This window comes from Enterobacter cloacae complex sp. EB5 (genome assembly GCF_031432835.1).
Taxonomy (GTDB): Bacteria; Pseudomonadota; Gammaproteobacteria; order Enterobacterales; family Enterobacteriaceae; genus Enterobacter; species Enterobacter hormaechei_C.
In genome coordinates, this window is the sequence record NZ_CP133860.1 from 2819318 (window position 1) to 2841388 (window position 22071).

Below are 22071 nucleotides of genomic sequence, written 5' to 3' on the forward strand. Positions count from 1 at the left end.
TTTTCTTTTACCCAAATCAGCGAATAATATATTTCTCTTTCCTAATCGAAAAAACCCTCCTAAAGTAGGGTGGGTAGATAATAATTCATCTGTACTCTAAGATATGCGAAGGTAAAAGGAGGCTCCTTTGGGACAGAATTATGCGTTAGTCGTTGATGACCATCCATTGGTAGCAAGCGGCATCGCCAATTTTCTGATTACACATTGTCAGTTTAAACAGGCGTGTGTGGTGACGAATGAGGATGATTGCTACCGCCAAATTAGGGATCATGGCCCGCCACGTTTGCTGGTAATCGATTTTTGGCTCTCTTCCGGAACGGCCCTGAAATTACTCAAAGAAGTAAAGCAACTTTACCCACAGGTACGACTCCTGGTGGTCAGCGGGGATGACAATAATGATATCTGGCGCAAAGTTAATGCCGCCGGGGGGCACGGTTTTGTATTGAAAAGCGAGCCACCTGAGATGTTCTCGCGGGCCGTTTTTGCACTCACTGATAATCAGACCTGGTTTCCTGAGGGAAACGAAATTTCCGTTAAGACGAATAATGAGAAGTTAAGTAAATTTAACTTAACGCCGCGACAAATAGACGTGTTAAATATGATTATGCGTGGCCTGCCAAATAAACGCATCGCCGCACAGCTTTCAATTTCTGAGCCCACGGTCAAAGAACACATCAGCAATATATTGAAAAAGATAGGCGTTAACAGCCGGGTAGAGGCCATCACGCTTCTGCATGGCAAGCAGGAACCGTCGGAATGAGGTTTTTTCAGAGCTTACAAAATGATGGTATCTCTGCTCCCGCGCAGATCCGTTTGCTAAACAACACCTTTCTGCGGCTGGTATTTAGCTTTAGTGCGGTGCCCTTTGTTGGTATTCCTTTCGCCATCTGGATTTATATGCTTGGGGACGAACTCGGCCCAACGATTATCTGGATAATTATTTATCTGCTATGTGCCGTGGCGATACGACTATTGCACCGACGCTATCAGCGTGAAGCGAAAGAAAACGGTGAAAGGGACGTTCTGCAACGCTGGCTTCCGCGTATTAATAATATCGCCTTTATTCACGGGCTGGGAATTTCATCACTCTATTTAATTACGCCACAGACGCAGAATTTTGACTTTTTCCTGTTACTTAATATCAGCATCGCCGCCATCGTCGCCGCCAATGCGACGCATCTGACGCCTGTCATCAGTACCTTTACGCGTTTTTTCTTCGCCTCCTGGGGGGTGCTGAACCTCGGTATTATCTGGCGGCTGGATGAGTTGATGTTCATCGTGCTCATGCTGAATCTGCTTTACGGCTTCGCGATTTACCGCCATGCGTTAACTTCCCATGCGTTCTTTATTCAGCAAGCGCTGCTTGAGGAAAAAAGCTCACGCCTGGCGGAACAGTTTCGTCAGGCCAAAGAGGACGCGGAGCAGGCACTGCTGGATAAAAATCAGTTTCTGACAACCGCCAGCCACGATCTGCGCCAGCCCGTACACGCAATGGGCTTTCTGATCGAAGCCATCCTCCACCGAAACCGGGACGACAGCCTGACGCCGCAGCTTCTTGACCTTCAGCAGAGCGTTCGCTCGGTACATTTAATGCTCAACTCTCTGCTCGATCTCAGCAAAATAGAATCCGGGAATGTCCTCTCTGCCCCGACCAAAGTGGATATCGGTGCTCTGCTCGACTCGGTCATCACGCTGTTTCGCGAAGAGGCCAACAGCCGCGCGCTTAGGCTGTGCATCCGGCGGCCTAAACGCCATATCTACGTGATGGGCGATCCGCTGCTGGTGCGACAGTCCCTGATTAACCTGATTCAAAACGCCCTTCGCTACACGCTCCAGGGCGGGGTGCTGGTCGCCATCCGACCGCGCGGTGATGAGTGTATGGTGGAGGTGTGGGACACGGGAGTCGGTATCGCCGATGAAGAGAAGGGCAAAATCTTCTCACCTTACTACCGCCCCGAGCTGGCATGGAAGATCGACAGCGCCGGACACGGGCTGGGACTGGCCGTCGTTGCCCGTTGTGCCAAGCTGATGAAGGTGAAATACGGGATGCAATCCATTGAAGGTAAAGGCTCACGCTTCTGGATGCGCTTTACCCAATATGCTGGCGAAGACATCGTGCTGGACACCCCGCCCGCCGCTGATAACACCGCCACGCCGGTACGCTATGCGCCGCTGCACGGTTCCTGCCTGGTCGTCGATGACGACCCGCTGGTGACTTCTGCCTGGGAGAGCCTGATGAGCGTCTGGGGAATCGACGTACGCTGTGCGGCCTCCGCTGAAGAAGCGTTTGCCATCATCGACGACGGCTTTACGCCGTTCGCCGTGCTGTGCGACCAGCGCCTGCGATCCGGCGAAAGCGGCTTCGATATCCTGAAAGCGCTTTTTGAACGTCTGCCGGATATGAGCGGCGCGATAGTCAGCGGCGAATTTAATTCACCGGTTCTGCTGGAGGCGGAGCAGGAGGGGTACCTGGTGCTCCGCAAGCCTCTGGAGCCGGCTAAACTGCATGCGCTGCTGACGCAGTGGTCGGGGTGTCGTTAAGGGAATGCAGAAGTAGTGGTTCTGGCGGGCTTAGAAAGCAAAAACCCCCGCCAAAGGCGAGGGTTCGAAATAAGTGGTGCCCGGACTCGGAATCGAACCAAGGACACGGGGATTTTCAATCCCCTGCTCTACCGACTGAGCTATCCGGGCAACGGGGCGCATTAAACCCGATCCTCCTTCCGGCGTCAACGAAATTTGTTGCTTTCGGTGCAGACTGCACACTCTCTCACCATTTCGTCGCAAACTTAAGCGAAAAAGTGCGTCCAGAGCGCGGAAAGCGGCATCGCGAGCAGCAGGGCAGGGAGCATGTTCACCACTGCAAACATCTTAATGCCACAGATGCGCAGCCCTGTCGCCAGCAGCAACAGGCCGCCGACGGCGGTAAAGTCAGCCATCATCGCTGGCGTTGTCAGCGGCAGGATCAGCGTGGCGCAGGTGGCCAGCGCCAGCTGAATAAGCAACATCGGCACACAAATCGCGGCGACGGCGATGCCGAGGGTGGTGGCAAAAATGGTGGCAGTAAAGAAATCCAGAAACGCTTTCGCAATCAATATGCTGGGATCGCCGGTCATCCCTTCCTGCATCGAACCGAATATCCCTGTGCCGCTGGCGCAGAACAGAATAATGATCGCAACGTAGTTCTGAATAAACGACTCGTGCGTGCCGTGCTTCGCCTTGCCCGGTCGGGCAATCAGATTTTTGGCTTTGCCTACCGCGTGATTTATGCCTTTTTCCAGATAGCAAAACTCGCCGATCAGCGCGCCGAGCAGCGTCGCCAGTACCATCACCGGCAGGTTGGCGCATTTCACCACTAAAAGGATACCAATCCCTAACGACGCCAGGCCAAAAATAGAAGGCATGGAGACGCGAATACGCTCCGGCAGGCGCTGACTTAATACTGCCCCAAGTACGCCGCCCAGCAATACGGCTCCCGCATTGATAAAGGGTCCAATTACCACGTTTAACTCCTGTTATTTAAGCACTGGCATTGCATGATTATGGCACGTTCGTCCCTGATTATGCTTAGCTTTGGGAGGCGTAACGCATACTGATTCCTTCTTGCACCTGAAAATAAAAGGTGACATGATTGCGCGAATTTTCTCCTTCCTGTCTCACCGTTCGGTGAGGGTATTTGCGCCTATGAAAACCATGAAAATTGCCGTCAGCCGTGAGCTGGTATCCAAAGTTTCTACGCATCGCGAAAAAGTTATGCTGGATAACACCGATTTCACCGATGTGGCGGCAGTCGTCATTACGGTTGTTGAAAGCTACAGCGGCATTCTCGCGTTGCTGAAGCGTACGGGCTTTCAGCTACCGGTATTTATGTTCTCAACAGAGCCAGGAGAGGTGCCAGAGGGTGTCACGGCGATCATCTCCGGTAAAGCACAGGAATTGCTGGAACTGGAATCTGCCGCCTGCCGGTATGAAGAGAACCTGCTGCCACCCTTTTTTGACACCCTGAGCCAGTATGTGGCGATGGGAAACAGCACCTTTGCCTGTCCGGGTCACCAGCACGGTGCCTTTTTCAAAAAACACCCGGCGGGGCGGCAGTTTTACGAATTCTTCGGTGAAAACGTGTTTCGTGCCGATATGTGCAATGCCGACGTGAAGCTCGGTGATTTGCTGATCCACGAAGGTTCTGCCAAGCACGCGCAAAAGTTCGCGGCGAAAGTGTTCAACGCGGATAAAACCTACTTCGTGTTGAACGGCACGTCGGCGGCCAATAAAGTGGTAACCAATGCGCTGCTGACCCGTGGCGATCTGGTGCTGTTCGATCGTAACAACCATAAGTCCAACCATCATGGGGCGCTGATCCAGGCCGGGGCAACGCCTGTCTATCTTGAGGCAGCCCGTAATCCGTTTGGTTTTATCGGCGGGATTGATGAACACTGCTTTGATGAGGCCTGGCTGCGGGAACTGATCCGTGACGTCGCGCCGCAGAAAGCCGCCGAGGCGCGCCCGTTCCGTCTGGCGATCATTCAGCTCGGCACCTACGATGGCACGATCTACAACGCCCGTCAGGTGATCGACAAGATCGGTCACCTTTGCGACTACATCCTCTTTGATTCCGCCTGGGTCGGCTACGAGCAATTTATCCCGATGATGGCGGAAACGTCTCCGCTTCTGCTGGAACTGAACGAGAACGATCCGGGAATTTTCGTGACCCAGTCGGTCCACAAGCAGCAGGCCGGGTTCTCGCAAACCTCGCAGATCCATAAAAAGGATAACCATATTCGCGGTCAGTCGCGCTTCTGCCCGCACAAGCGGCTGAACAACGCGTTTATGCTGCATGCTTCCACCAGCCCGTTTTACCCGCTGTTTGCGGCGCTGGACGTGAACGCCAAGATCCACGAGGGCGAGAGCGGACGCAGGCTGTGGGCGGAGTGTGTCGAGCTGGGCATTGAAGCGCGCAAGGCCATCATCGCTAACTGCCATATGATCAAACCGTTTATCCCGCCGGTGGTGGCGGGGCGGCCATGGCAGGATCACCCCACGCAGGCCATCGCCAGCGAGCGTCGCTTCTTTAGTTTTGAACCGGGTGCAAAATGGCACGGTTTTGAAGGCTATGCCCGCGAGCAGTATTTCGTCGATCCGTGCAAGCTGCTGCTGACCACGCCGGGCATTGATGCTGAAACAGGGCACTATACCGATTTCGGCATTCCGGCGACCATTCTCGCCCACTACCTGCGCGAAAACGGCATTGTGCCGGAGAAGTGCGATCTCAACTCCATCCTGTTCCTGCTGACGCCAGCCGAGAGCGCGGAGAAGCTGATGCAGCTGGTGGCGATGCTGGGGCAGTTTGAGCAGCATATTGAAGACGATACGCCGCTCGCGGATGTGCTTCCGACCATCTGTCAGAAATACCCGGTGCGTTACCGCGACTATACGATCCGTCAGCTGTGCCAGGAGATGCACGATCTCTACGTCAGCTTTAACGTGAAGGATTTACAGAAGGCGATGTTCCGTCAGGAGAGCCTGCCTGCCGTGGTGATGAACCCGCAGGATGCCAACCAGGAGTACATTCGCGGGAACGTCGAACTGGTGCGTATTCGTGACGCCGAAGGACGCATTGCCGCCGAAGGTGCGCTGCCATACCCGCCGGGCGTGCTGTGTGTGGTGCCGGGGGAAGTCTGGGGTGGAGCAGTACAGCGCTACTTCCTGGCGCTGGAAGAGGGCATTAATATGCTGCCGGGTTTCTCGCCAGAGTTGCAGGGCGTTTACAGCGAGAAAGATGCGGACGGGATTAAGCGGCTGTATGGATACGTATTGAATGTCTGAACGTAGGCCGGGTAAGCGTTAGCGCCACCCGGCGAGTTGCCCGGTGGCGCAAGCTTACCGGGCCTACAATACTGCGTCAGGCTTCTGCGCGGCGGTACATCCTTCTCGGATGCCCAATCTTTCCGTACAGCATCTCCACTGTCAGAAAACCCACCTCCACGCAGTGTTCCAGATAGCGCCGGGTGGTGGTTTTACTCAGGCCCGTCTCGCTCACCACCTCATCCACCGTAAAACAGTGCGCCGCCTTGTTGTTAAACAGCGTTTGCACCCGCGCCAGCGTATTCTCCTCTATCCCTTTGCTGCCGTTGTCCAGGCGGTAGTTTTTCGCCTGTAGCTGATAGAGCGAATCGACGTTTTGCTGGTCGACAATCTTCCAGACGCGCTGCTGTTCGGCAAACTGCACAAAACGTTCCAGCGACTGGCTCAGGCGCTTCCAGGAAACCGGCTTGAGGATGTAGTCGAACGCGCCGTTACGAATGGCCTGGCTACAGGTGTCCATATCGCTGGCGGCGGTGATGAAAATCACCGAGCAGTTGGCGCGGGTGAGCATCGGGTTGCTGATAAGGGTAATGCCTTTGCCGTCCGGCAGGTAGTTATCCAGCAGCATCAGCTTCGGCTGTTTGCTCTCCAGTTGTACCTGCGCGTCGGCCAGCGACGCGGCAATCCCCACCAGCCTCAGGCGCGGATGTTTACCGATAAGCTCCGCGTGCAGTTGCGCCAGGTCGTTCTCGTCTTCAACAATCAGTACGTCGATAAGTTCATGTTGCATAGTCGGTATCTTCCAGTTCCTGTACGGGGTGCCGGGCCGTTCCCGTGGCGGGAATAAACAGTGAGAAAATGGCACCGCGTGGGGTGTTATCGGCAACTTCAATTGCGCCGCCAGCCTGTGTGACATAGCTTTCAATCAGATACAGGCCAATACCATGATCGCCGCGCGTTTTGGTGGTGATGCCGCGCTCAAAGATCCGGTCGCGGATCTCCGGTGTGATGCCGACGCCCTGGTCGGCGACTTCAATAATCAGTTCCTGCTCGTTCAGCTTTATCAGCACGTCCACCGGGGCATGCGGGAGCGGTGCACGCTGGGTCGCTTCAATGGCGTTATCCAGCAAGTTCCCGATGATCGAGATAAGTTCCGATTCGAGCAGCGGCAGGAACGGTTTATCCACCCGGCAGGCCGGGTCAAAACTCAGCTCAACGCCTTTTTCACGCGCGCGGGCGGCCTTTCCAAGCAGCAAACCACACAGCGTCGGGGAGCTAAAGCGGGACGAGATAAAGTCCAGCAGCTCCTGAGCGTGTTCCGACTGCGCCTGTATGTAGCGAATTGCCTCGTCATAACGGCCCATATGCAGCAGGCCGGACAGCGTAGTCATGCGGTTCAGTTGTTCATGGCGCATGATGCGCAGGTTATCAACATAGCGCTTCACCTGGCTGAGCTGGGCGCTGAGCGAGTCGATCTCGTTGCGATCGCGAAAGGTGATCACCCAGCCCTGCAACGCATCTTCCAGCATGATCCGCACCCGGCTGGCAATGACCGTGAGATCGTTAAAGCGACAGATCTCATCGTGGGTGTCTTTCGCAAGCATGGTTTGCGCATTGAAGAACGGGACGGGCGCGATCACCTGGCTGATGAGTTGACCCCGCAGTTCGCGGGCGGGCTGGCGTAAGCCTAATAATTTACGCGCCGCCTGGTTGATCACCTCAATGCGAAGATCGTCGTCGATGGCAATCACCCCTTCATAAATGGATTCCATCATCGCCTTTTGCTGGCGCACCAGCAGGCCGATTTCGCGCGGCTCCAGAGAGAATATCTGCTTCTTGATGCTGCGGGTGAAGAACCAGGAGAAAATAAACAGGGCGATAAGCAGCAGCACGGCGGCAATCAGGATATTAACCACCTTGCTGACGGTGATGGTGTCCAGATAGCTCGTGAGATAGCCTACCGAAACAATCCCCACCACCTGCCCGGCATCATTAAAAATGGGCGCTTTGCTGCGTAGCGAAATGCCTAACCCGCCCTTGCGGATGGTGATGGTGCTTTTGCCGTGTAATACCTCGTCGTTATCTCCGCCAACCAGCGTTTTGCCTACCCGGTCGGCAAACACGGAATGGAAAAGATGCAGCCCTTTATTGTCACCAATCACAATAAAACTGGCGTCGCTGTGGGCGGCTATTTTCTGCATGAAATCATGGATGCCCTGGATATCCTTTTGTTCGACTTCTTTTCGCAGGGTAGGAATAAGCGCAATTTCTTCGGCCTGTATTTTTGCGCGCGCGCTCATTTCCTGATAAAGCTGCCTGCCGACATCGACATAATAATATCCCCCCAGTAATGCGAACAGCACTGAGAAAAAGGCGACCAGCGAAATAAACAGCTTGATCTGAAACGATACTTTCATAACTATCACGCGCGATATCAACAGGTCGGCTGAATATATCATCTTTTAAGGCCAGGATGCCCGCTTTGCCGAAAACTTGTGATCCCTTGCACAGCGCAGCCTGTAAAAGATTTTTCCGAAAGTCTCATCCTCTTAAGGTTAAATGAATAAATGTTATTTCTTTGTTCAGTTAAGAAAAGAAACCATAAAAACCATGGCTATAAATAAGGCGTAAATCACATTAAATAAAAGAAACCATTAAAACCATAGCGGCCATTAAAACTTCGCTTTTAATATGCCTTCCCTCACATAAAGTAAGCCTTTGTGACTCTAAGCTGAACGCACAAAATAACTAAGGGGCTTATTATGAGCACAACTGACGATTCATTCTCTGTTACCCACGACCCGATTGATATTCAGCGGCCATCGCTCAAAGAGCGCTGGTGGCATATTATGGATACCTGGAAAATCGGCATTATTCCTCTGCCGCTGTTCGTTCTGGCGGGCGCGCTGATTGCTATTGATTGCCTGGGCGGAAAACTGCCGAGCGACATTGTGGTCATGGTAGCCACGCTGGCCTTCTTCGGCTTTGCCTGCGGTGAATTCGGCAAACGCCTGCCGATTGTCGGCAAGCTCGGTGCGGCGGCAATTTGCGCCACCTTTATCCCTTCCGCGCTGGTCTATTACGGCCTGCTGCCGGACGTGGTGGTTGAGTCCACGACCAAATTCTATAAATCCACCAATATTCTCTACCTCTATATCTGCTGCATTATCGTCGGCAGCATCATGAGTATGAACCGCACCGTGCTGATCCAGGGCTTCCTGCGCATCTTCTTCCCGATGCTGTGCGGTGAAATCGTCGGCATGATTGTCGGCATGGGTGTTGGGCTGGCGCTGGGCCTCGAGCCGTTCCAGATCTTCTTCTTTATCATTCTGCCGATCATGGCGGGCGGCGTCGGGGAAGGGGCGATCCCGCTCTCTATCGGCTATGCCACCCTACTGCATATGGATCAGGGCGTGGCGCTCGGCCGCGTGCTGCCGATGGTGATGCTCGGCGGCCTGACGGCGATCATTATCTCCGGCTGCCTCAACCAGCTCGGTAAACGCTACCCGCACCTGACCGGTGAAGGCCAGCTGATGCCGAATCGCGCCAACGCTGATGCCACTGTTTCCCAACCTGCGTTCTCCGGCAAAGCGGACGTGACGACAATCGCCTCGGGCGCGCTGCTGGCGGTGCTGCTGTACATGCTGGGCATGCTCGGTCACAAGCTGATTGGTCTGCCAGCACCGGTGGGCATGTTGTTTATGGCGGTGCTGGTGAAGCTCTGCAACGGCGCCTCTCCGCGTCTGCTGGAGGGTTCCCAGGTGGTGTACAAATTCTTCCAGACCTCCGTGACCTACCCAATCCTCTTCGCTGTCGGCGTGGCGATTACCCCATGGCATGAGCTGGTGGCGGCGTTCACCGTCAGCAACCTGCTGGTGATTGTCAGCACCGTTTCCGCGCTGGTGGCGACCGGATTCTTCGTTGGCAAAAAGATTGGTATGCACCCGATTGATGTCGCCATCGTCTCCTGCTGTCAGAGCGGGCAGGGCGGCACCGGTGACGTGGCGATCCTGACCGCAGGCAACCGCATGAGCCTGATGCCATTCGCCCAGATTGCTACCCGTATCGGCGGCGCGATTAACGTCTCTGTCTCACTGCTGATTCTGGGCAACTTCCTCGTTTAAGTTTTCAGGAAAGAACAATGAAACTCGCAAGCTTTTTATACCAGGGAAAACGCAGCTACGGCATCGTACAGGCCGAAGGCGTGATTGATTTGGGCCGCCGCCTGGGCGACCGCTATGGCGACCTTAAAGCGCTGTTGCAGGGGAACGGGCTGGCGCAGGCCACCCGTTTTCTGAACGACGCGGTGGATGTACCGCTGAACGCCATCACCTTCTTACCGGTGATTGTCCAGCCGGAAAAAATCCTCTGCGTGGGTATGAACTATGCCGACAAGCGCAAGGAGTTTGACCAGCACAACCCGGCCCCGACTCTGTTTGTCCGCTTCCCGGATTCACAGACCGGCCACAACGAGCCGGTGCTGAAGCCGCGCCACTCCAGTGAGTTCGACTACGAAGGCGAGCTGGCGGTGATCATCGGCAAAGGCGGGGAGAACATCAGCCGCGACGACGCCCTGCGCCACGTGGCGGGCTACAGCTGTTACATGGACGGCTCCGCCCGCGACTGGCAGCACACCTGGTTCACCGCCGGGAAAAACTGGCGGCAGACCGGGGCGTTCGGCCCGTGGATGGCGACGGCGGATGAGATCCCGGACCCGCACAGCCTGGCGATCCGCACCTGGCTGAACGGCCGCATGGTGCAGGAGGACAACACCAGCAGCATGATCCACAAGGTGGCGGAGCTGATCGAGTACATCAGCACCTTCACCCGTCTCAGCCCGGGCGACGTGATCATCACCGGCTCGCCTGGCGGCGTGGGTAAAAAGCGCAACCCGCCGCTGTTTATGAAGGAGGGGGATCGCATTGAGGTGGAGATCGAGCATATCGGTCATCTGAGCAACGTGATCGTGGAAGCGCCAGCCGTCGGGCTCGCGGCAGCGCACTGAGTAAGGCGGCAGCATGCAATCGCAACCCATTGATTTTCGGCACACCGTTGTGGCGAAACACCCGGAACGCTTAAGCCAGATCCGCTACCTGCTGGCAGACAGCGGCCTTGGCCTGGACAACGACATCACGCTGTTTGTCGAAGCCTGGTCCGGCGCGCAGCTGGTGGGTTGCGCCGGGCTGGCTGCCAACGTCATCAAATGCGTGGCGGTCAACGAGCAGCTTCGCGGCGAGAACCTCAGCGCGCGTCTGCTGGCAGAGGTGGAAAATGCGGCGCTGGAGCGCGGCCATTTTCACCTCTTCCTCTGCACGCGACCGTGTAATAAGGAGCGCTTTGGCCGCAGCGGTTTCTGGCCGATTGCCCAGAGCGGGAACAACGCGGTGCTGATGGAGAACACCCCGCAGGGGATCGCACGCTACTGCCGTACCTTAAGCCGGATGCGAAAGGACGGGGAGAAAACTGGCGCGATAGTGATGAACGCCAATCCCTTCACCCTCGGCCACCGTCATCTGGTGGAGCAGGCAGCGGCGCAGTGCGATGCCCTGCATCTGTTTGTGGTGCGTGAAGACGCCTCGTTCTTCCCGTTCAGCGCGCGCCTTGAGATGGTGCGTGTGGGCGTGGCGCATCTGCCGAACGTGGTGGTGCATGAAGGCTCGCAGTACATCATCTCCCGCGCCACCTTCCCGGCCTACTTCCTGAAGGAGACCGGCAAAGTGCAGCAGGCGTGGAGCGAGATCGACGTGCTGATCTTTCGGGACTATATCGCCCCGGCGCTGGGCATCACGCACCGCTTCATCGGCTCGGAGCCGTTCTGCGACATCACCCGCCAGTACAACCAGACGCTGCACGACCTGCTGGCCTCGCACATCGACGTGGTAGAGATGCCGCGCATCAAAGCCACCGGCAACGCCATTTCGGCCTCGGAAGTGCGCCGTTTACTCAAGACACAGCAGTTTTCCCGGATCCGGGAGATTGTTCCGGACTCCACCTTCGCGCACCTCGAAGCACATTATCGAGCGAGTGCGGAAGTCGCATAACTATCAGGAATTTATCATGAATATTGTAAGGGAGGCGCTGGCCGGAACGCAGGAGTCCAGCGACCTGATGGTGAAAATCGCCCCCGCTCACGGTGAGCTGGAGATTGTCATCCACAGTGAAGTGATTAAGCAGTTTGGCGAGCAGATACGCCAGGTGGTCAACGACACATTGCGCGCCATGAACGTGCACCAGGGATTAATCATTATTGAAGACAAAGGGGCGCTGGACTGTGTGATCCGCGCCCGCCTGCAAAGCGCGCTTCTGCGTGCTGCCGATGAACAGGCCATCAACTGGGGGGCGCTGAAATGAGCAAACTCCGCCGCAGTATGCTGTTCCTGCCAGGCGCCAATGCCGCCATGCTCTCTACCGCCTTTATCTACCGCCCCGACTCCATCATGTTTGACCTTGAGGACGCCGTGGCCCTGCGCGAGAAAGACACCGCACGCATGCTGGTGTTCCACGCGTTGCAGCACCCAATGTATCAGGATATCGAAACCGTGGTGCGCATTAACCCGCTGAGCACGCCGTTTGGCCTGCTGGATCTGGAAGCCGCCGTGCGGGCGGGCGTGGACGTGATTCGTCTGCCGAAAACCGACACGCCGGACGATATCTACGAGCTGGAAGGCCACCTTGAGCGCATTGAGCAGGAGTGCGGGCGCGAAGTGGGTTCCACCCGAGTGATGGCGGCGATTGAATCGGCCATTGGCGTTATCAACGCCGTGGCGATTGCTCGCAGCTCCCCGCGCCTGAGCGGCATCGCGCTGGCCGCCTTTGACTACGTAATGGACATGCAGACCGAGCGCGGCGACGGCACCGAGCTGTTCTACGCCCGCTGCGCCGTGCTGCACGCCGCCCGCGCCGCCGGTATCGACGCCTTCGACGTGGTGTGGTCAGACGTTAACGACGAAGCCGGGTTCCTGCGCGAGGTCGACCTGATCCGCAAGATGGGCTTTAACGGCAAATCGCTGATTAACCCGCGCCAGATAGACCTGCTGCACAACGCCTACGCCCCGACTCAGGAAGAGGTGGATCACGCCAGAAGGGTGATTGAAGCGGCAGAAGAGGGCGAGCGTAACGGCCTGGGCGTGGTGTCGCTCAACGGCAAAATGGTGGATGCACCGATTATTAACCACGCGCAGGTGGTGCTGGAGCGCGCGGCGGCCTCTGGCGTGCGTCGGTAAGGATGACATAATGAATCAGACAGAACTTCTGCATGTAAATTTCCCCCATCTGCGGGATCTGAAACCCTTTGATACCGCCCACAGCGCGACGCCGTGGCTGGCGGACAGCGAGGCGAAGCACAGCCGCAAGCTCTGCGCCTCTATTGAAGAGGCGGTTAAGCGTAGCGGCTTGCAGGACGGGATGACCATCTCCTTCCACCATGCCTTTCGCGAAGGCGACCGGGTGATCAACACCGTCGTGGCGCTACTGGCGCGGATGGGCTTCAAAAATCTGACCCTGGCATCCAGCTCGCTGATGACCTGCAATGACGCGCTGATCGAACATATCGAGAGTGGCGTCATCACCCGGATTTACACCTCCGGCATGCGCGGCAGGCTGGCGGATGCCATCTCCCACGGGCTGATGGACGAGCCGGTACAAATTCACTCCCACGGCGGGCGCGTGAAGCTGCTCCAGGACGGCGAACTGAACATCGACGTGGCGTTTCTTGGCGTACCGTGCAGCGATGAGTTTGGCAACGCCAACGGCACGCATGGTAAATCGTGCTGCGGTTCGCTGGGCTACGCCATGGTGGACGCGCACTTTGCCCGCAAGGTAGTGCTGCTTACGGAAGAACTGGTGCCGTTTCCGAATATGCCCGCCAGCCTGGTGCAGGATCAGGTGGACTACATCGTGCAGGTGGAGAGCGTGGGCGACCCGGCGAAAATCAGCGTCGGCGCGGCGCGTGTTACCAGCAACCCGCGCGAGCTGATGATCGCCCGCTATGCGGCGGACGTGATTGAATACTCAGGCTATTTCAAACCAGGCTTCTCGATGCAGACCGGCTCCGGCGCGGCGGCCACCGCCTGCACCCGTTTTATGGAAGAGAAGATGGAGCGCAGCGGCGTGAAGGCGCGCTTCGCCCTTGGCGGCATTACCGGCAGCCTGGTGGATCTGCACGAGAAGGGGCTCATCGAAAAGCTGCTCGACACCCAGTGCTTTGACGGCCAGGCAGCGGCCTCGCTGGCGCGCAACCCGAACCACGTGGAGATCTCCACCAACGTCTACGCCAACCCCGGCAGCAAGGCGGCAAGCTGCGACCAGCTCGACGTGGTGATCCTCAGCGCCCTGGAAATCGACGTCGACTTTAACGTCAATGTCATCACCGGCTCCGATGGGGTGATGCGCGGCGCATCCGGCGGACACTGCGACGTGGCGGCGGCAGCCAACCTGACCATTGTGGTCGCGCCGCTGCTGCGAAGCCGCATCCCGACGGTGGTGAAGCGCGTTACCACCCGCCTCACGCCGGGGGAGAGCATTGACGTGCTGGTCACCGACCACGGTATTGCGGTCAACCCGGCGCGCCCGGAGATCCGCGAGCGACTCATGGAAGCAGGGCTGAAGGTTGTAGATATCAACGCGCTCTATGAGCGAGCGATTTCGTTGACAGGCGTACCGAAACCGATTGAGTTCACCGACAAAATCGTCGGGGTGATCCGCTACCGCGACGGCAGCGTGATCGACACCGTACGACAGGTAAAGGAGGAAGTGTGACGATTGCGACACCCGTGCGGACGGGTGTCAGCCTGGAGGAACTGCTGGCGGCGAAAGATCGCCGCGCAGCGCGCCAGGCTGACATGCTTGCGCACTATCAACAACCGGTGATCTCCCTCACGCTGGTTACGCCCGGGGAGATCAAAGACAGCTTGCGCTATCGCAACACCATGGGCGTGGCGCTGCAAATGTGCGACCAGCTGCTGTGGGAAAACCGCTGGCAGGTGCTGGACCGCCAGGTGCTGTGGCTACCCACCGGACCTGAAGCCTTGTGGTGCGTCGCGCATCCGGCGGCGGAAATCAAAGCGCACTGTGCGGATCTGGAGCAGACGCACCCGCTCGGCAGGCTGTGGGATCTGGATGTGATCTGCCCTCAGCACGGCCACGTCGGGCGTCAGTCGCTGGGGGCGAATCTCAGACGCTGTCTGATCTGCGACGAACCCGCCCACGCCTGTTCCCGTTCGCGGCACCATCTCGTTGAGCAGGTGGTTTCCCGCGTGGAGAAGATGATCGATGACTGGTTTGCTCGCGACTGAACCGCGCCCGGTTGACGTGCCTGCGCTTGCCGCAGAGGCGCTGTGGCAGGAGCTGGAGCTGACGCCAAAACCGGGGCTGGTGGACAGGCTCAATAACGGCTCCCATCGCGATATGGACCATGCCTTGTTTGTCCGCAGCATTATGGCGATTACGCCGTGGTTTGCCCGGTTTGCGGAACTGGGTGAAGCACATGCGGCCAAACCTGCCGATCGGCAGTTGCGGATTCTCCGCCCAATGGGAATGGCCTGCGAGCAGGCAATGTACGCCGCCACGGGTGGGGTAAATACCCACAAGGGCGGGGTTTTTGCCCTCGGTTTGCTCTGCTTCGCCGCCGGGCGTGTGAAAAATATCTCTGCGGATAGCCTCTGTTGTGAGGTAAGTAACATCTGTCGTGGGGTGGTGGCGCGGGAGCTGGCCAGGCGCAGCGGGCAGGCAACGGCGGGGGAGCGGCAGTTTCAGCTGTACGGTTTAACCGGCGCGCGTGGCGAGGCAGAAAGCGGCTTTGCCACGGTGCGTAAGGCTTTGGATGCGTGGAACGGTCAGTCGCTTCACGGCCTGCTGTTGCGCCTGATGGCGGTAAATCAGGACAGCAATCTCGTCTCGCGCGGCGGCATTGAGGGGCTGCGCTACGTTCAGGGCTACGCGCGGGAACTGCTGGCTAACGGCTGGGACTGCGAGGCGTTGCTGAAGATGGATAAGGCATTGATTGAACGCAACCTGAGCCCGGGCGGCAGCGCGGATTTGCTGTCGGTGGGGTGGGTGCTGTCTGCTATAAAATAGCCGGGTGGCGGCTACGCCTTACCCGGCCTACGATCTGGTTTTCCAGGCCCGGTAAGCGCAGCGCCACCGGGCACAACAATCAATGCGCAATCGGCTGCGCACCGTGCGGTTCGCGCACGTGCTTGTACTTGAACAGCGCGATGAACGCGAAGAACAGCACCAGCGAGTACCCGGCGAAGATCAGCCATACTGGCTGCCAGTTGGTGATGCCGTTGGTGGTATACATCTCAACCACTTTACCGCTCACCACGCCGCCCAGAATACAGCCGAAGCCGTTGGTCATCATCAGGAACATGCCCTGCGCACTGGCGCGGATTTCAGGCTTCACCTCTTTTTCCACAAACACCGAGCCGGAGATGTTGAAGAAGTCGAATGCACAGCCGTAAACAATCATCGACAGAACCAGCAGCACGGTGCCGAACGCGCTCGGGTCGCCGTAGGCGAACAGACCGAAGCGCAACATCCAGGCGGCGATACTGATCAGCATGACGTTCTTGATACCGTAGCGGCTCAGGAAGAACGGGATGGTCAGGATGAACAGCGTCTCGGAGATCTGCGAGATGGACATCATCACCGACGCGTGTTCGACGATAAAGCTCCCGGCAAACAGCGGATCGTTATCGAAGCTGTGCAGGAAAGTATTACCGAACATGTTGGTGATTTGCAGTTCCGCGCCCAGCAGCATGGAGAAGATAAAGAAGATCGCCATGCGCTTGTTTTTGAACAGCGCGAAGGCGTCCAGGCCAAGCATGGTGCTCCAGCTCTGGTTTTTCTGCTGGTTAGAAACCGGAATGGTGGGCAGCGTCAGGGTGAACAGCGCCAGCAGCACGGAGAGCGCGGCACCAATATACAGCTGCATGTGGCTCAGCTCGAAGCCCGCGAAGCTCACACCCCACATCGCCATGATAAAGCCGATGGTGCCCCAGATACGGATAGGCGGGAAGTCGGTGACGATATCCAGACCGGCAGATTTCAGGCGGTAGTAGGAGATGGTGTTGATCAGGCCAAGCGTTGGCATGTACGCCAGCGAGTTAAGCAGGATCACCATGAACATCGCCCCCGGCGTGGTCACTTCGGCCGCCATAAACAGCGTCCCCGCACCCACCAGATGGCAAAGCATGTACAGCCATTTCGCGCTTAACCATTTATCCGCCACGATACCGAGCAGCGTTGGCATGAAAACAGCCGCAATACCCAGCGAGCTGTAGACGGCACCGATCGACGCACCATCGAACTTGAGCGTCACAAACATATAGGAGCCGAGTGTAGTCAGCCAGCTACCCCACAGGCAGAACTGCAGAAACGACAAGATTTTAAGCTGCAGCTTAAGGTTCATGTTACTTTCCTCACAAGTGAGCGGGAGATATGTTGTTATAGGAACATTCAGGGTTGTTATTTGATGCAATTCTATCAGTTGGCAACGTTATGTTTTGTTACCTCCCGCAAAAAAATGCAATCCACATTAATTTGCAGTCTGGATTGTGATGCAAATAGCATTTTCGTATGGGTGGGGAGATGGGTGCGGTCTGATGCCCTCACCCTAACCCTCTCCCACGGGGAGAGGGGAAGCAGAACACCTTCTCCTTGCAGGAGAAGGTGTGCCGATCACCGGCGACGGTAGTTCTTCTGCGCCGTATTCACCTTATACAGATAGCGGCGGGATTCCGCAGACGGGTGGCGGGTGGTGAGGGTAGCGTACACATCCCCCGGCGCCATGCTGTTGATGATGTTCGCGGCCTGCACCTTGTCATTTGAGAAGACGCGCAGCACGCTGCCCGCCCCGCCGTTGTAGGCGGTAATGACTGCATAGCGACGTGAGGTTGGGTTATCGATCCCGCCGAGATAGACATTGTTCAGCATCGCCAGATAGGCCGTACCGGTATCAATGTTGCTTTGCGGATCGAAGAGGTAGCTGCGGCTCGGCGTGCCGGATTTCCCCTGCGCGCGGAACACGTCTTTACCGGCGCTGTGCTGTACAACCTGCATCAGCCCCAGCGCGTCGGAACGGCTTACCGCGTAGGGGTTGAACGAGGACTCGGTCTGCATAATCGCCAGAATCAGCGACTCATCCACGCCATACTTACGCGACGCCTGACGCACCATGCCCAGATACTTATGCGCACGCTTGTCGAGGTGGTTCGGCACCAGGTTGATCGTGACGCTGTAGATCACTTTCAGGCCGTTGGTGCGGCTTTTCAGGCGCGTTTGCAGCAGGTAGTCGGCAAATTTCGTGGCGCGGCCTTCCCAGCGGATCGGCTGACCGGTCTGGTCAACGACCTGGCCATACAGGAATGGCTCTTTGGAGATGGTGATGTCATCGGCATCAGAGTAGAGGTCGATAGACCCCGGATCGTCACCCATCAGCAGGGTTTTGATGATGGCCTGACGTAAATGCGCCGCAGGTTCAGTCCCCGCGATGGTTTCAACCGTAATCGTACCGTCATCGAAGTTGATGTGGCTACGGGTCTGATAGGCGTCGGTGTACTTAACGTAGTCCTTCGGTCCGGCAATAAGAACTTCGTTAAATCCCCATATGTTCTCGATGTTGTGGGCAAACTGCCCCATCAAAATGTCAAAACCGTTGGTGTCCTTGACCCAGGCTTCGTTGTATTCATCGCCTTTTTTGGAAGAACAAGACACAAGCAACGGCGCAACAAGGGCTAGCGCTAAAAGTTTTTTCATCATTCCGGGAGTGCGTGTTGTGTTTGCTTTGGGGTTGCTGTTGCCGGGTGGCGCTGCGCTTACCCGGCCTACAAAACCGTAGGCCCGTGCAAGCGCAGCGCCGCCAGGCAGCAGCTGCGCGTTATTATTTTTCCGGTGGCGTATAGCCTTCGATGTGGACGTCTTTACCTTCGAACAGGAAGTTCACCATCTCCTGCTCCAGCAGTTTGCGGTGTTCCGGGTTCATCATGCTGAGCTTTTTCTCGTTGATCAGCATGGTCTGCTTCTTCTGCCACTGTCCCCAGGCTTCTTTGGAGATCTCGTTATAGATGCGCTTACCCAGATCGCCCGGGTAGAGCTGGAAATCCTGGCCTTCAGCGTCGCGCTGTAGGAAAGTACAAAAAATGGTTCTGGCCATACTCATTCCTCTTTGTCTTGCCGATGCTAAACCATTGCACCGACACGTAATTGCTGTAACAGGCGCTCCACGGGAGCCGCCAGCCCGACTGATGGCGGTTGCGCTAAGTTATACCAGAGAGCGGTGCCTTCATCCATGCACGACGTGAATGAGGACACGGGAAGCCACATCGGCACAATATCCAGATGGAAATGGCTGAAGGTATGACGGAACGCGTTGAGTTGCGTCAGGGTATCGGCCGCAATGCCGCGCTGTTCAAGCCATGCCCGAAGCGAGGCTTCATCCTCAAACTGTGGGAAGCAGTATAGACCACCCCAGAGGCCACTCGGCGGGCGCTGAGCGAGAAACACCTCGTCGCCATGCTGCATCAGCAGCATGTACCCGGTGCGTTCAGGCAGCGTCTGCTTCGGTTTTTTCCCCGGATACTGCGCCCAGGTGTGGTTCGCATAGGCCACGCAGAGGTTGTTTACCGGGCAGAGTTCGCACTTCGGTTTTGAACGGGTGCAGACCATCGCGCCCAGATCCATCATCGCCTGGTTAAAACGCTCCACCCCTTTCGCCGGAGTGACCGCTTCACTGATCTCCCACAGGCGTTTCTCAACCTCTTTCTTGCCCGGCCAGCCATCTACGGCGTAGCAGCGTGCGAGCACGCGCTTGACGTTGCCGTCGAGAATAGGGAAATGTTTGCCTAAAGAGAGGGAGAGGATTGCGCCTGCGGTTGAACGCCCGACGCCGGGCAAATCCGCCACCTCGTCAAAGGTCTCCGGGAATTTACCGTTGTGGCGGGTGGCGACCTGCTGTGCGGCTTTGTGCAGGTTGCGCGCGCGGGCGTAATAGCCGAGGCCTGTCCACAGGTGCAGTACCTCGTCCAGCGGCGCGTTGGCCAGATCGGTGATTGTCGGGAAGCGCGCCATAAAACGCTCGAAGTAAGGAATGACCGTCGCGACCTGCGTTTGTTGCAACATCACCTCGGAGAGCCATACTTTGTAAGGCGTTTTTTCAATTTGCCAGGGCAGGGTTTTACGCCCGTATTTGTCGTACCAGTCCAGCACCTGGGCTGAAAATTGAGAGGCTTGCATGGTCATCGATTCGCTTAATCAGGGACGCAGATTGCAGCACAGCGTCAATCTGCTGTAAACCGGATCTTTCCCATGCTTGCATAGAAGCCTTAACTTTGGATAATGCCCGTTTCCCGAACATTCTCACAAGCAGACAACTCTTTTATGAAAAACGACGTCATTTCACCGGAATTTGATGAAAACGGTCGCCCGCTGCGCCGTATTCGCAGCTTTGTCCGCCGTCAGGGGCGCCTGACAAAAGGGCAGCAACACGCGCTGGACAACTACTGGCCGGTGATGGGCGTTGAGTTCAGCGAGCAGCCGCTCGACTTCACCGACCTGTTTGGCCGAGACACGCCAGTGACGCTGGAGATTGGTTTTGGCATGGGCACCTCGCTGGTGACCATGGCGAAAGCGCGCCCGGAGCAGAACTTCCTCGGTATCGAAGTACACTCGCCGGGCGTCGGCGCGTGTCTGGCAACGGCCCACGAAGAGGGCGTTGAGAACCTGCGCGTCATGTGTCACGACGCGGTGGAAGTGCTGCACAAAATGATTCCTGACAATTCTTTGAACATGGTTCAGCTCTTTTTCCCTGACCCATGGCACAAAGCGCGTCATAATAAACGCCGTATCGTTCAGGCACCGTTTGCCGAGCTGGTGAAAAGCAAGCTTAAGCTGGGCGGCGTCTTCCACATGGCGACCGACTGGGAACCTTATGCGGAACATATGCTGGAAGTGATGTCGTCCCTGGACGGGTATAAAAATCAGTCTGAAAGCAACGACTACGTACCGCGTCCGGATTCACGTCCGGTGACAAAATTTGAACAGCGTGGCCATCGTCTTGGTCACGGCGTATGGGACTTAATGTTCGAGAGGGTGAAATAATGGCAAAGAATCGTAGCCGTCGTCTGCGTAAAAAGATGCACATCGAAGAATTCCAGGAAGTGGGGTTCTCCGTTGCCTGGCGTTTCCCGGAAGGCACCAGCGTTGAGCAGATCGATCAGGACGTTGATGCGTTCATCAACGAGGTGATCGAGCCAAACAAGCTGGCCTTCGACGGTAGCGGCTATCTGGCGTGGGAAGGTCTGATTTGCACCCAGGAAGTGGGGAAATGCACCGAAGAGCATCAGGCGCTGGTACGCAAATGGCTTGAAGACCACAAACTGGAAGATGTCCGCGTTAGCGAACTTTTCGACGTTTGGTGGGACTAATAAAGCAAGAACGGGGCCAGCATTAGCTGGCCCATTTTGTCTGAGGGAGTGTTTAAGATGCGCAAAACGTTGCTGGCTGTTGCTTTACTGGCAATCGGATCCACCGCCCATGCGGAGTATAAATGTAGCGTCACCCCGCGTGATGACGTGGTGCTGAGTCCGCAAACCGTGCAGGTTAAGGGCGAGAATGGCAATCTGGTGATTACGCCGGATGGCAACGTGACCTTTAACGGCAAACCGCAAAACCTGACGGCCGCCCAGCGCGAGCAGGCGATGGACTACCAGGCCGAGTTGCGTACCGCGCTGCCCTGGATCAACGATGGCGCGCTGACCCGCGTTGAAAAGAGCCGCGTGGCGCTGGATAAAATCATCACCAAAGAGGTGGGGGAGAGCAGCAATATGCGCACCCGCCTGACGAAGCTGGATAAACAGCTGAAAGAGCAGATGAACCGTATTATCGAGACGCGCTCTGATGGCCTGACGTTCCACTATAAGGCGATCGATCAGGTGCGTGCCGACGGCCAGCAGCTGGTGAACCAGGCGATGGGCGGCATTCTCCAGGACAGCATCAACGAGATGGGCGCCAAAGCGGTGCTGAAGGGTGGCGGTAATCCGTTGCAGGGTGTACTGGGTAGCCTGGGCGGACTGCAAACCTCGATTCAGAACGAGTGGAAGAATCAGGAAGCCGATTTCCAGCAGTTCGGCAAAGACGTGTGTAAACGCGTGGTGTCTCTGGAAGACAGCCGGAAGGCGCTGGTGGGGACGTTGAAGTAACGCCTCTGCGCGCACCCCTCACCCCGGCCCTCTCCCACAGGGAGAGGGAGTAACCAGTTCCCTCTCCCTGTGGGAG

21 protein-coding genes and 1 tRNA gene are annotated in these 22071 nt (G+C 56.9%); 14 read left to right on the forward strand and 8 right to left on the reverse strand.

What is annotated here, in order from left to right; genetic code table 11:
- Nucleotides 1–127 precede the first annotated feature (127 nt).
- Entirely contained in the window at nucleotides 128–760 is a 633-nt protein-coding gene (locus tag RHN82_RS13470; protein ID WP_017692678.1) for a response regulator transcription factor, read from the forward strand.
- Complete coding sequence (locus RHN82_RS13475) at nucleotides 757–2541, forward strand: hybrid sensor histidine kinase/response regulator (RefSeq protein ID WP_047050740.1); 1785 nt, start codon at nucleotides 757–759, stop codon at nucleotides 2539–2541. The genes RHN82_RS13470 and RHN82_RS13475 overlap by 4 nt, the downstream gene beginning before the upstream one ends.
- Before the next feature lie 74 nt (nucleotides 2542–2615).
- On the opposite strand, the gene RHN82_RS13480 is transcribed toward RHN82_RS13475, so the two are convergent.
- Both RHN82_RS13480 and RHN82_RS13485 read right to left on the reverse strand, forming a co-directional pair.
- Nucleotides 2616–2691 (reverse strand) — tRNA-Phe (locus RHN82_RS13480).
- Nucleotides 2692–2786: 95 nt separating this feature from the next.
- The gene (locus tag RHN82_RS13485) at nucleotides 2787–3500 is read right to left on the reverse strand and encodes a DUF554 domain-containing protein (RefSeq protein ID WP_003862452.1); all 714 of its coding nucleotides are present in this window, start codon (nucleotides 3498–3500) and stop codon (nucleotides 2787–2789) included.
- 181 nt (nucleotides 3501–3681) lie between these two features.
- Here RHN82_RS13485 and RHN82_RS13490 point away from each other — a divergent pair, with 181 nt between their 5' ends.
- A complete protein-coding gene (locus tag RHN82_RS13490) occupies nucleotides 3682–5820 on the forward strand; it encodes an ornithine decarboxylase (protein WP_047050812.1) in 2139 nt (712 codons plus the stop codon).
- A gap of 76 nt (nucleotides 5821–5896) precedes the next feature.
- Here RHN82_RS13490 and RHN82_RS13495 read toward each other — a convergent pair whose 3' ends face one another.
- Nucleotides 5897–6589 (reverse strand): response regulator, encoded by a 693-nt coding sequence (locus tag RHN82_RS13495; protein WP_047050742.1) that lies wholly within the window; start codon nucleotides 6587–6589, stop codon nucleotides 5897–5899.
- The gene (locus tag RHN82_RS13500) at nucleotides 6579–8216 is read right to left on the reverse strand and encodes a sensor histidine kinase (RefSeq protein ID WP_048981717.1); all 1638 of its coding nucleotides are present in this window, start codon (nucleotides 8214–8216) and stop codon (nucleotides 6579–6581) included. Before RHN82_RS13500 ends, RHN82_RS13495 begins: the two co-directional genes overlap by 11 nt.
- Before the next feature lie 345 nt (nucleotides 8217–8561).
- On the opposite strand from RHN82_RS13500, the gene RHN82_RS13505 reads away from it, so the two are divergent.
- Genes RHN82_RS13505 through citG form a run of 8 tightly spaced genes read left to right on the forward strand, consistent with a single transcriptional unit; the run spans nucleotide 8562 to nucleotide 15873 of the window.
- Entirely contained in the window at nucleotides 8562–9923 is a 1362-nt protein-coding gene (locus RHN82_RS13505) for a 2-hydroxycarboxylate transporter family protein (RefSeq protein WP_015571852.1), read from the forward strand.
- Nucleotides 9924–9940: 17 nt separating this feature from the next.
- Nucleotides 9941–10804 (forward strand): fumarylacetoacetate hydrolase family protein, encoded by an 864-nt coding sequence (locus RHN82_RS13510; RefSeq protein ID WP_015571851.1) that lies wholly within the window; start codon nucleotides 9941–9943, stop codon nucleotides 10802–10804.
- Nucleotides 10805–10817: 13 nt separating this feature from the next.
- Nucleotides 10818–11840, forward strand: a complete 1023-nt coding sequence (citC, locus tag RHN82_RS13515) for a [citrate (pro-3S)-lyase] ligase (protein ID WP_047050744.1) — start codon at nucleotides 10818–10820, stop codon at nucleotides 11838–11840.
- Between the two features lie 16 nt (nucleotides 11841–11856).
- Complete coding sequence (gene citD, locus RHN82_RS13520) at nucleotides 11857–12150, forward strand: citrate lyase acyl carrier protein (protein ID WP_017382935.1); 294 nt, start codon at nucleotides 11857–11859, stop codon at nucleotides 12148–12150.
- On the forward strand, nucleotides 12147–13022 hold the full coding sequence (gene citE / locus RHN82_RS13525) for a citrate (pro-3S)-lyase subunit beta (protein ID WP_047050745.1): 876 nt from the start codon (nucleotides 12147–12149) through the stop codon (nucleotides 13020–13022). Before citD ends, citE begins: the two co-directional genes overlap by 4 nt.
- Nucleotides 13023–13032: 10 nt before the next feature.
- The gene (gene citF / locus RHN82_RS13530; protein ID WP_047050746.1) at nucleotides 13033–14556 is read left to right on the forward strand and encodes a citrate lyase subunit alpha; all 1524 of its coding nucleotides are present in this window, start codon (nucleotides 13033–13035) and stop codon (nucleotides 14554–14556) included.
- Nucleotides 14553–15092 (forward strand): citrate lyase holo-[acyl-carrier protein] synthase, encoded by a 540-nt coding sequence (citX, locus tag RHN82_RS13535; protein WP_047050747.1) that lies wholly within the window; start codon nucleotides 14553–14555, stop codon nucleotides 15090–15092. The genes citF and citX overlap by 4 nt, the downstream gene beginning before the upstream one ends.
- Nucleotides 15070–15873: a triphosphoribosyl-dephospho-CoA synthase CitG gene (citG, locus tag RHN82_RS13540; RefSeq protein ID WP_047050748.1), complete on the forward strand. Its 804-nt coding sequence runs from the start codon at nucleotides 15070–15072 to the stop codon at nucleotides 15871–15873. Before citX ends, citG begins: the two co-directional genes overlap by 23 nt.
- 79 nt (nucleotides 15874–15952) lie before the next feature.
- On the opposite strand, the gene RHN82_RS13545 is transcribed toward citG, so the two are convergent.
- The 4 genes from RHN82_RS13545 to mutY form a co-directional block, all read right to left on the reverse strand.
- Nucleotides 15953–17209 (reverse strand): nucleoside permease, encoded by a 1257-nt coding sequence (locus RHN82_RS13545; protein ID WP_015571846.1) that lies wholly within the window; start codon nucleotides 17207–17209, stop codon nucleotides 15953–15955.
- Nucleotides 17210–17478: 269 nt separating this feature from the next.
- A complete protein-coding gene (mltC, locus tag RHN82_RS13550) occupies nucleotides 17479–18555 on the reverse strand; it encodes a membrane-bound lytic murein transglycosylase MltC (RefSeq protein WP_003862427.1) in 1077 nt (358 codons plus the stop codon).
- 124 nt (nucleotides 18556–18679) lie between these two features.
- Nucleotides 18680–18952 carry an oxidative damage protection protein gene (locus tag RHN82_RS13555; protein WP_003862425.1) on the reverse strand — a complete coding sequence of 91 codons (273 nt, stop codon included), beginning with the start codon at nucleotides 18950–18952 and terminating at the stop codon, nucleotides 18680–18682.
- Between the two features lie 26 nt (nucleotides 18953–18978).
- The gene (mutY, locus tag RHN82_RS13560) at nucleotides 18979–20031 is read right to left on the reverse strand and encodes an A/G-specific adenine glycosylase (RefSeq protein ID WP_169803300.1); all 1053 of its coding nucleotides are present in this window, start codon (nucleotides 20029–20031) and stop codon (nucleotides 18979–18981) included.
- Between the two features lie 144 nt (nucleotides 20032–20175).
- Between mutY and trmB the strand changes: the two genes are divergently transcribed.
- From trmB to RHN82_RS13575, 3 genes are read left to right on the forward strand one after another with little or no spacing between them, the layout of a single operon-like run.
- Nucleotides 20176–20895: a tRNA (guanosine(46)-N7)-methyltransferase TrmB gene (gene trmB / locus RHN82_RS13565; RefSeq protein WP_047050750.1), complete on the forward strand. Its 720-nt coding sequence runs from the start codon at nucleotides 20176–20178 to the stop codon at nucleotides 20893–20895.
- A complete protein-coding gene (locus RHN82_RS13570) occupies nucleotides 20895–21221 on the forward strand; it encodes a YggL family protein (protein ID WP_003862421.1) in 327 nt (108 codons plus the stop codon). Before trmB ends, RHN82_RS13570 begins: the two co-directional genes overlap by 1 nt.
- Before the next feature lie 57 nt (nucleotides 21222–21278).
- Nucleotides 21279–21995, forward strand: a complete 717-nt coding sequence (locus tag RHN82_RS13575; protein WP_003862419.1) for a DUF2884 domain-containing protein — start codon at nucleotides 21279–21281, stop codon at nucleotides 21993–21995.
- Nucleotides 21996–22071 lie beyond the last annotated feature (76 nt).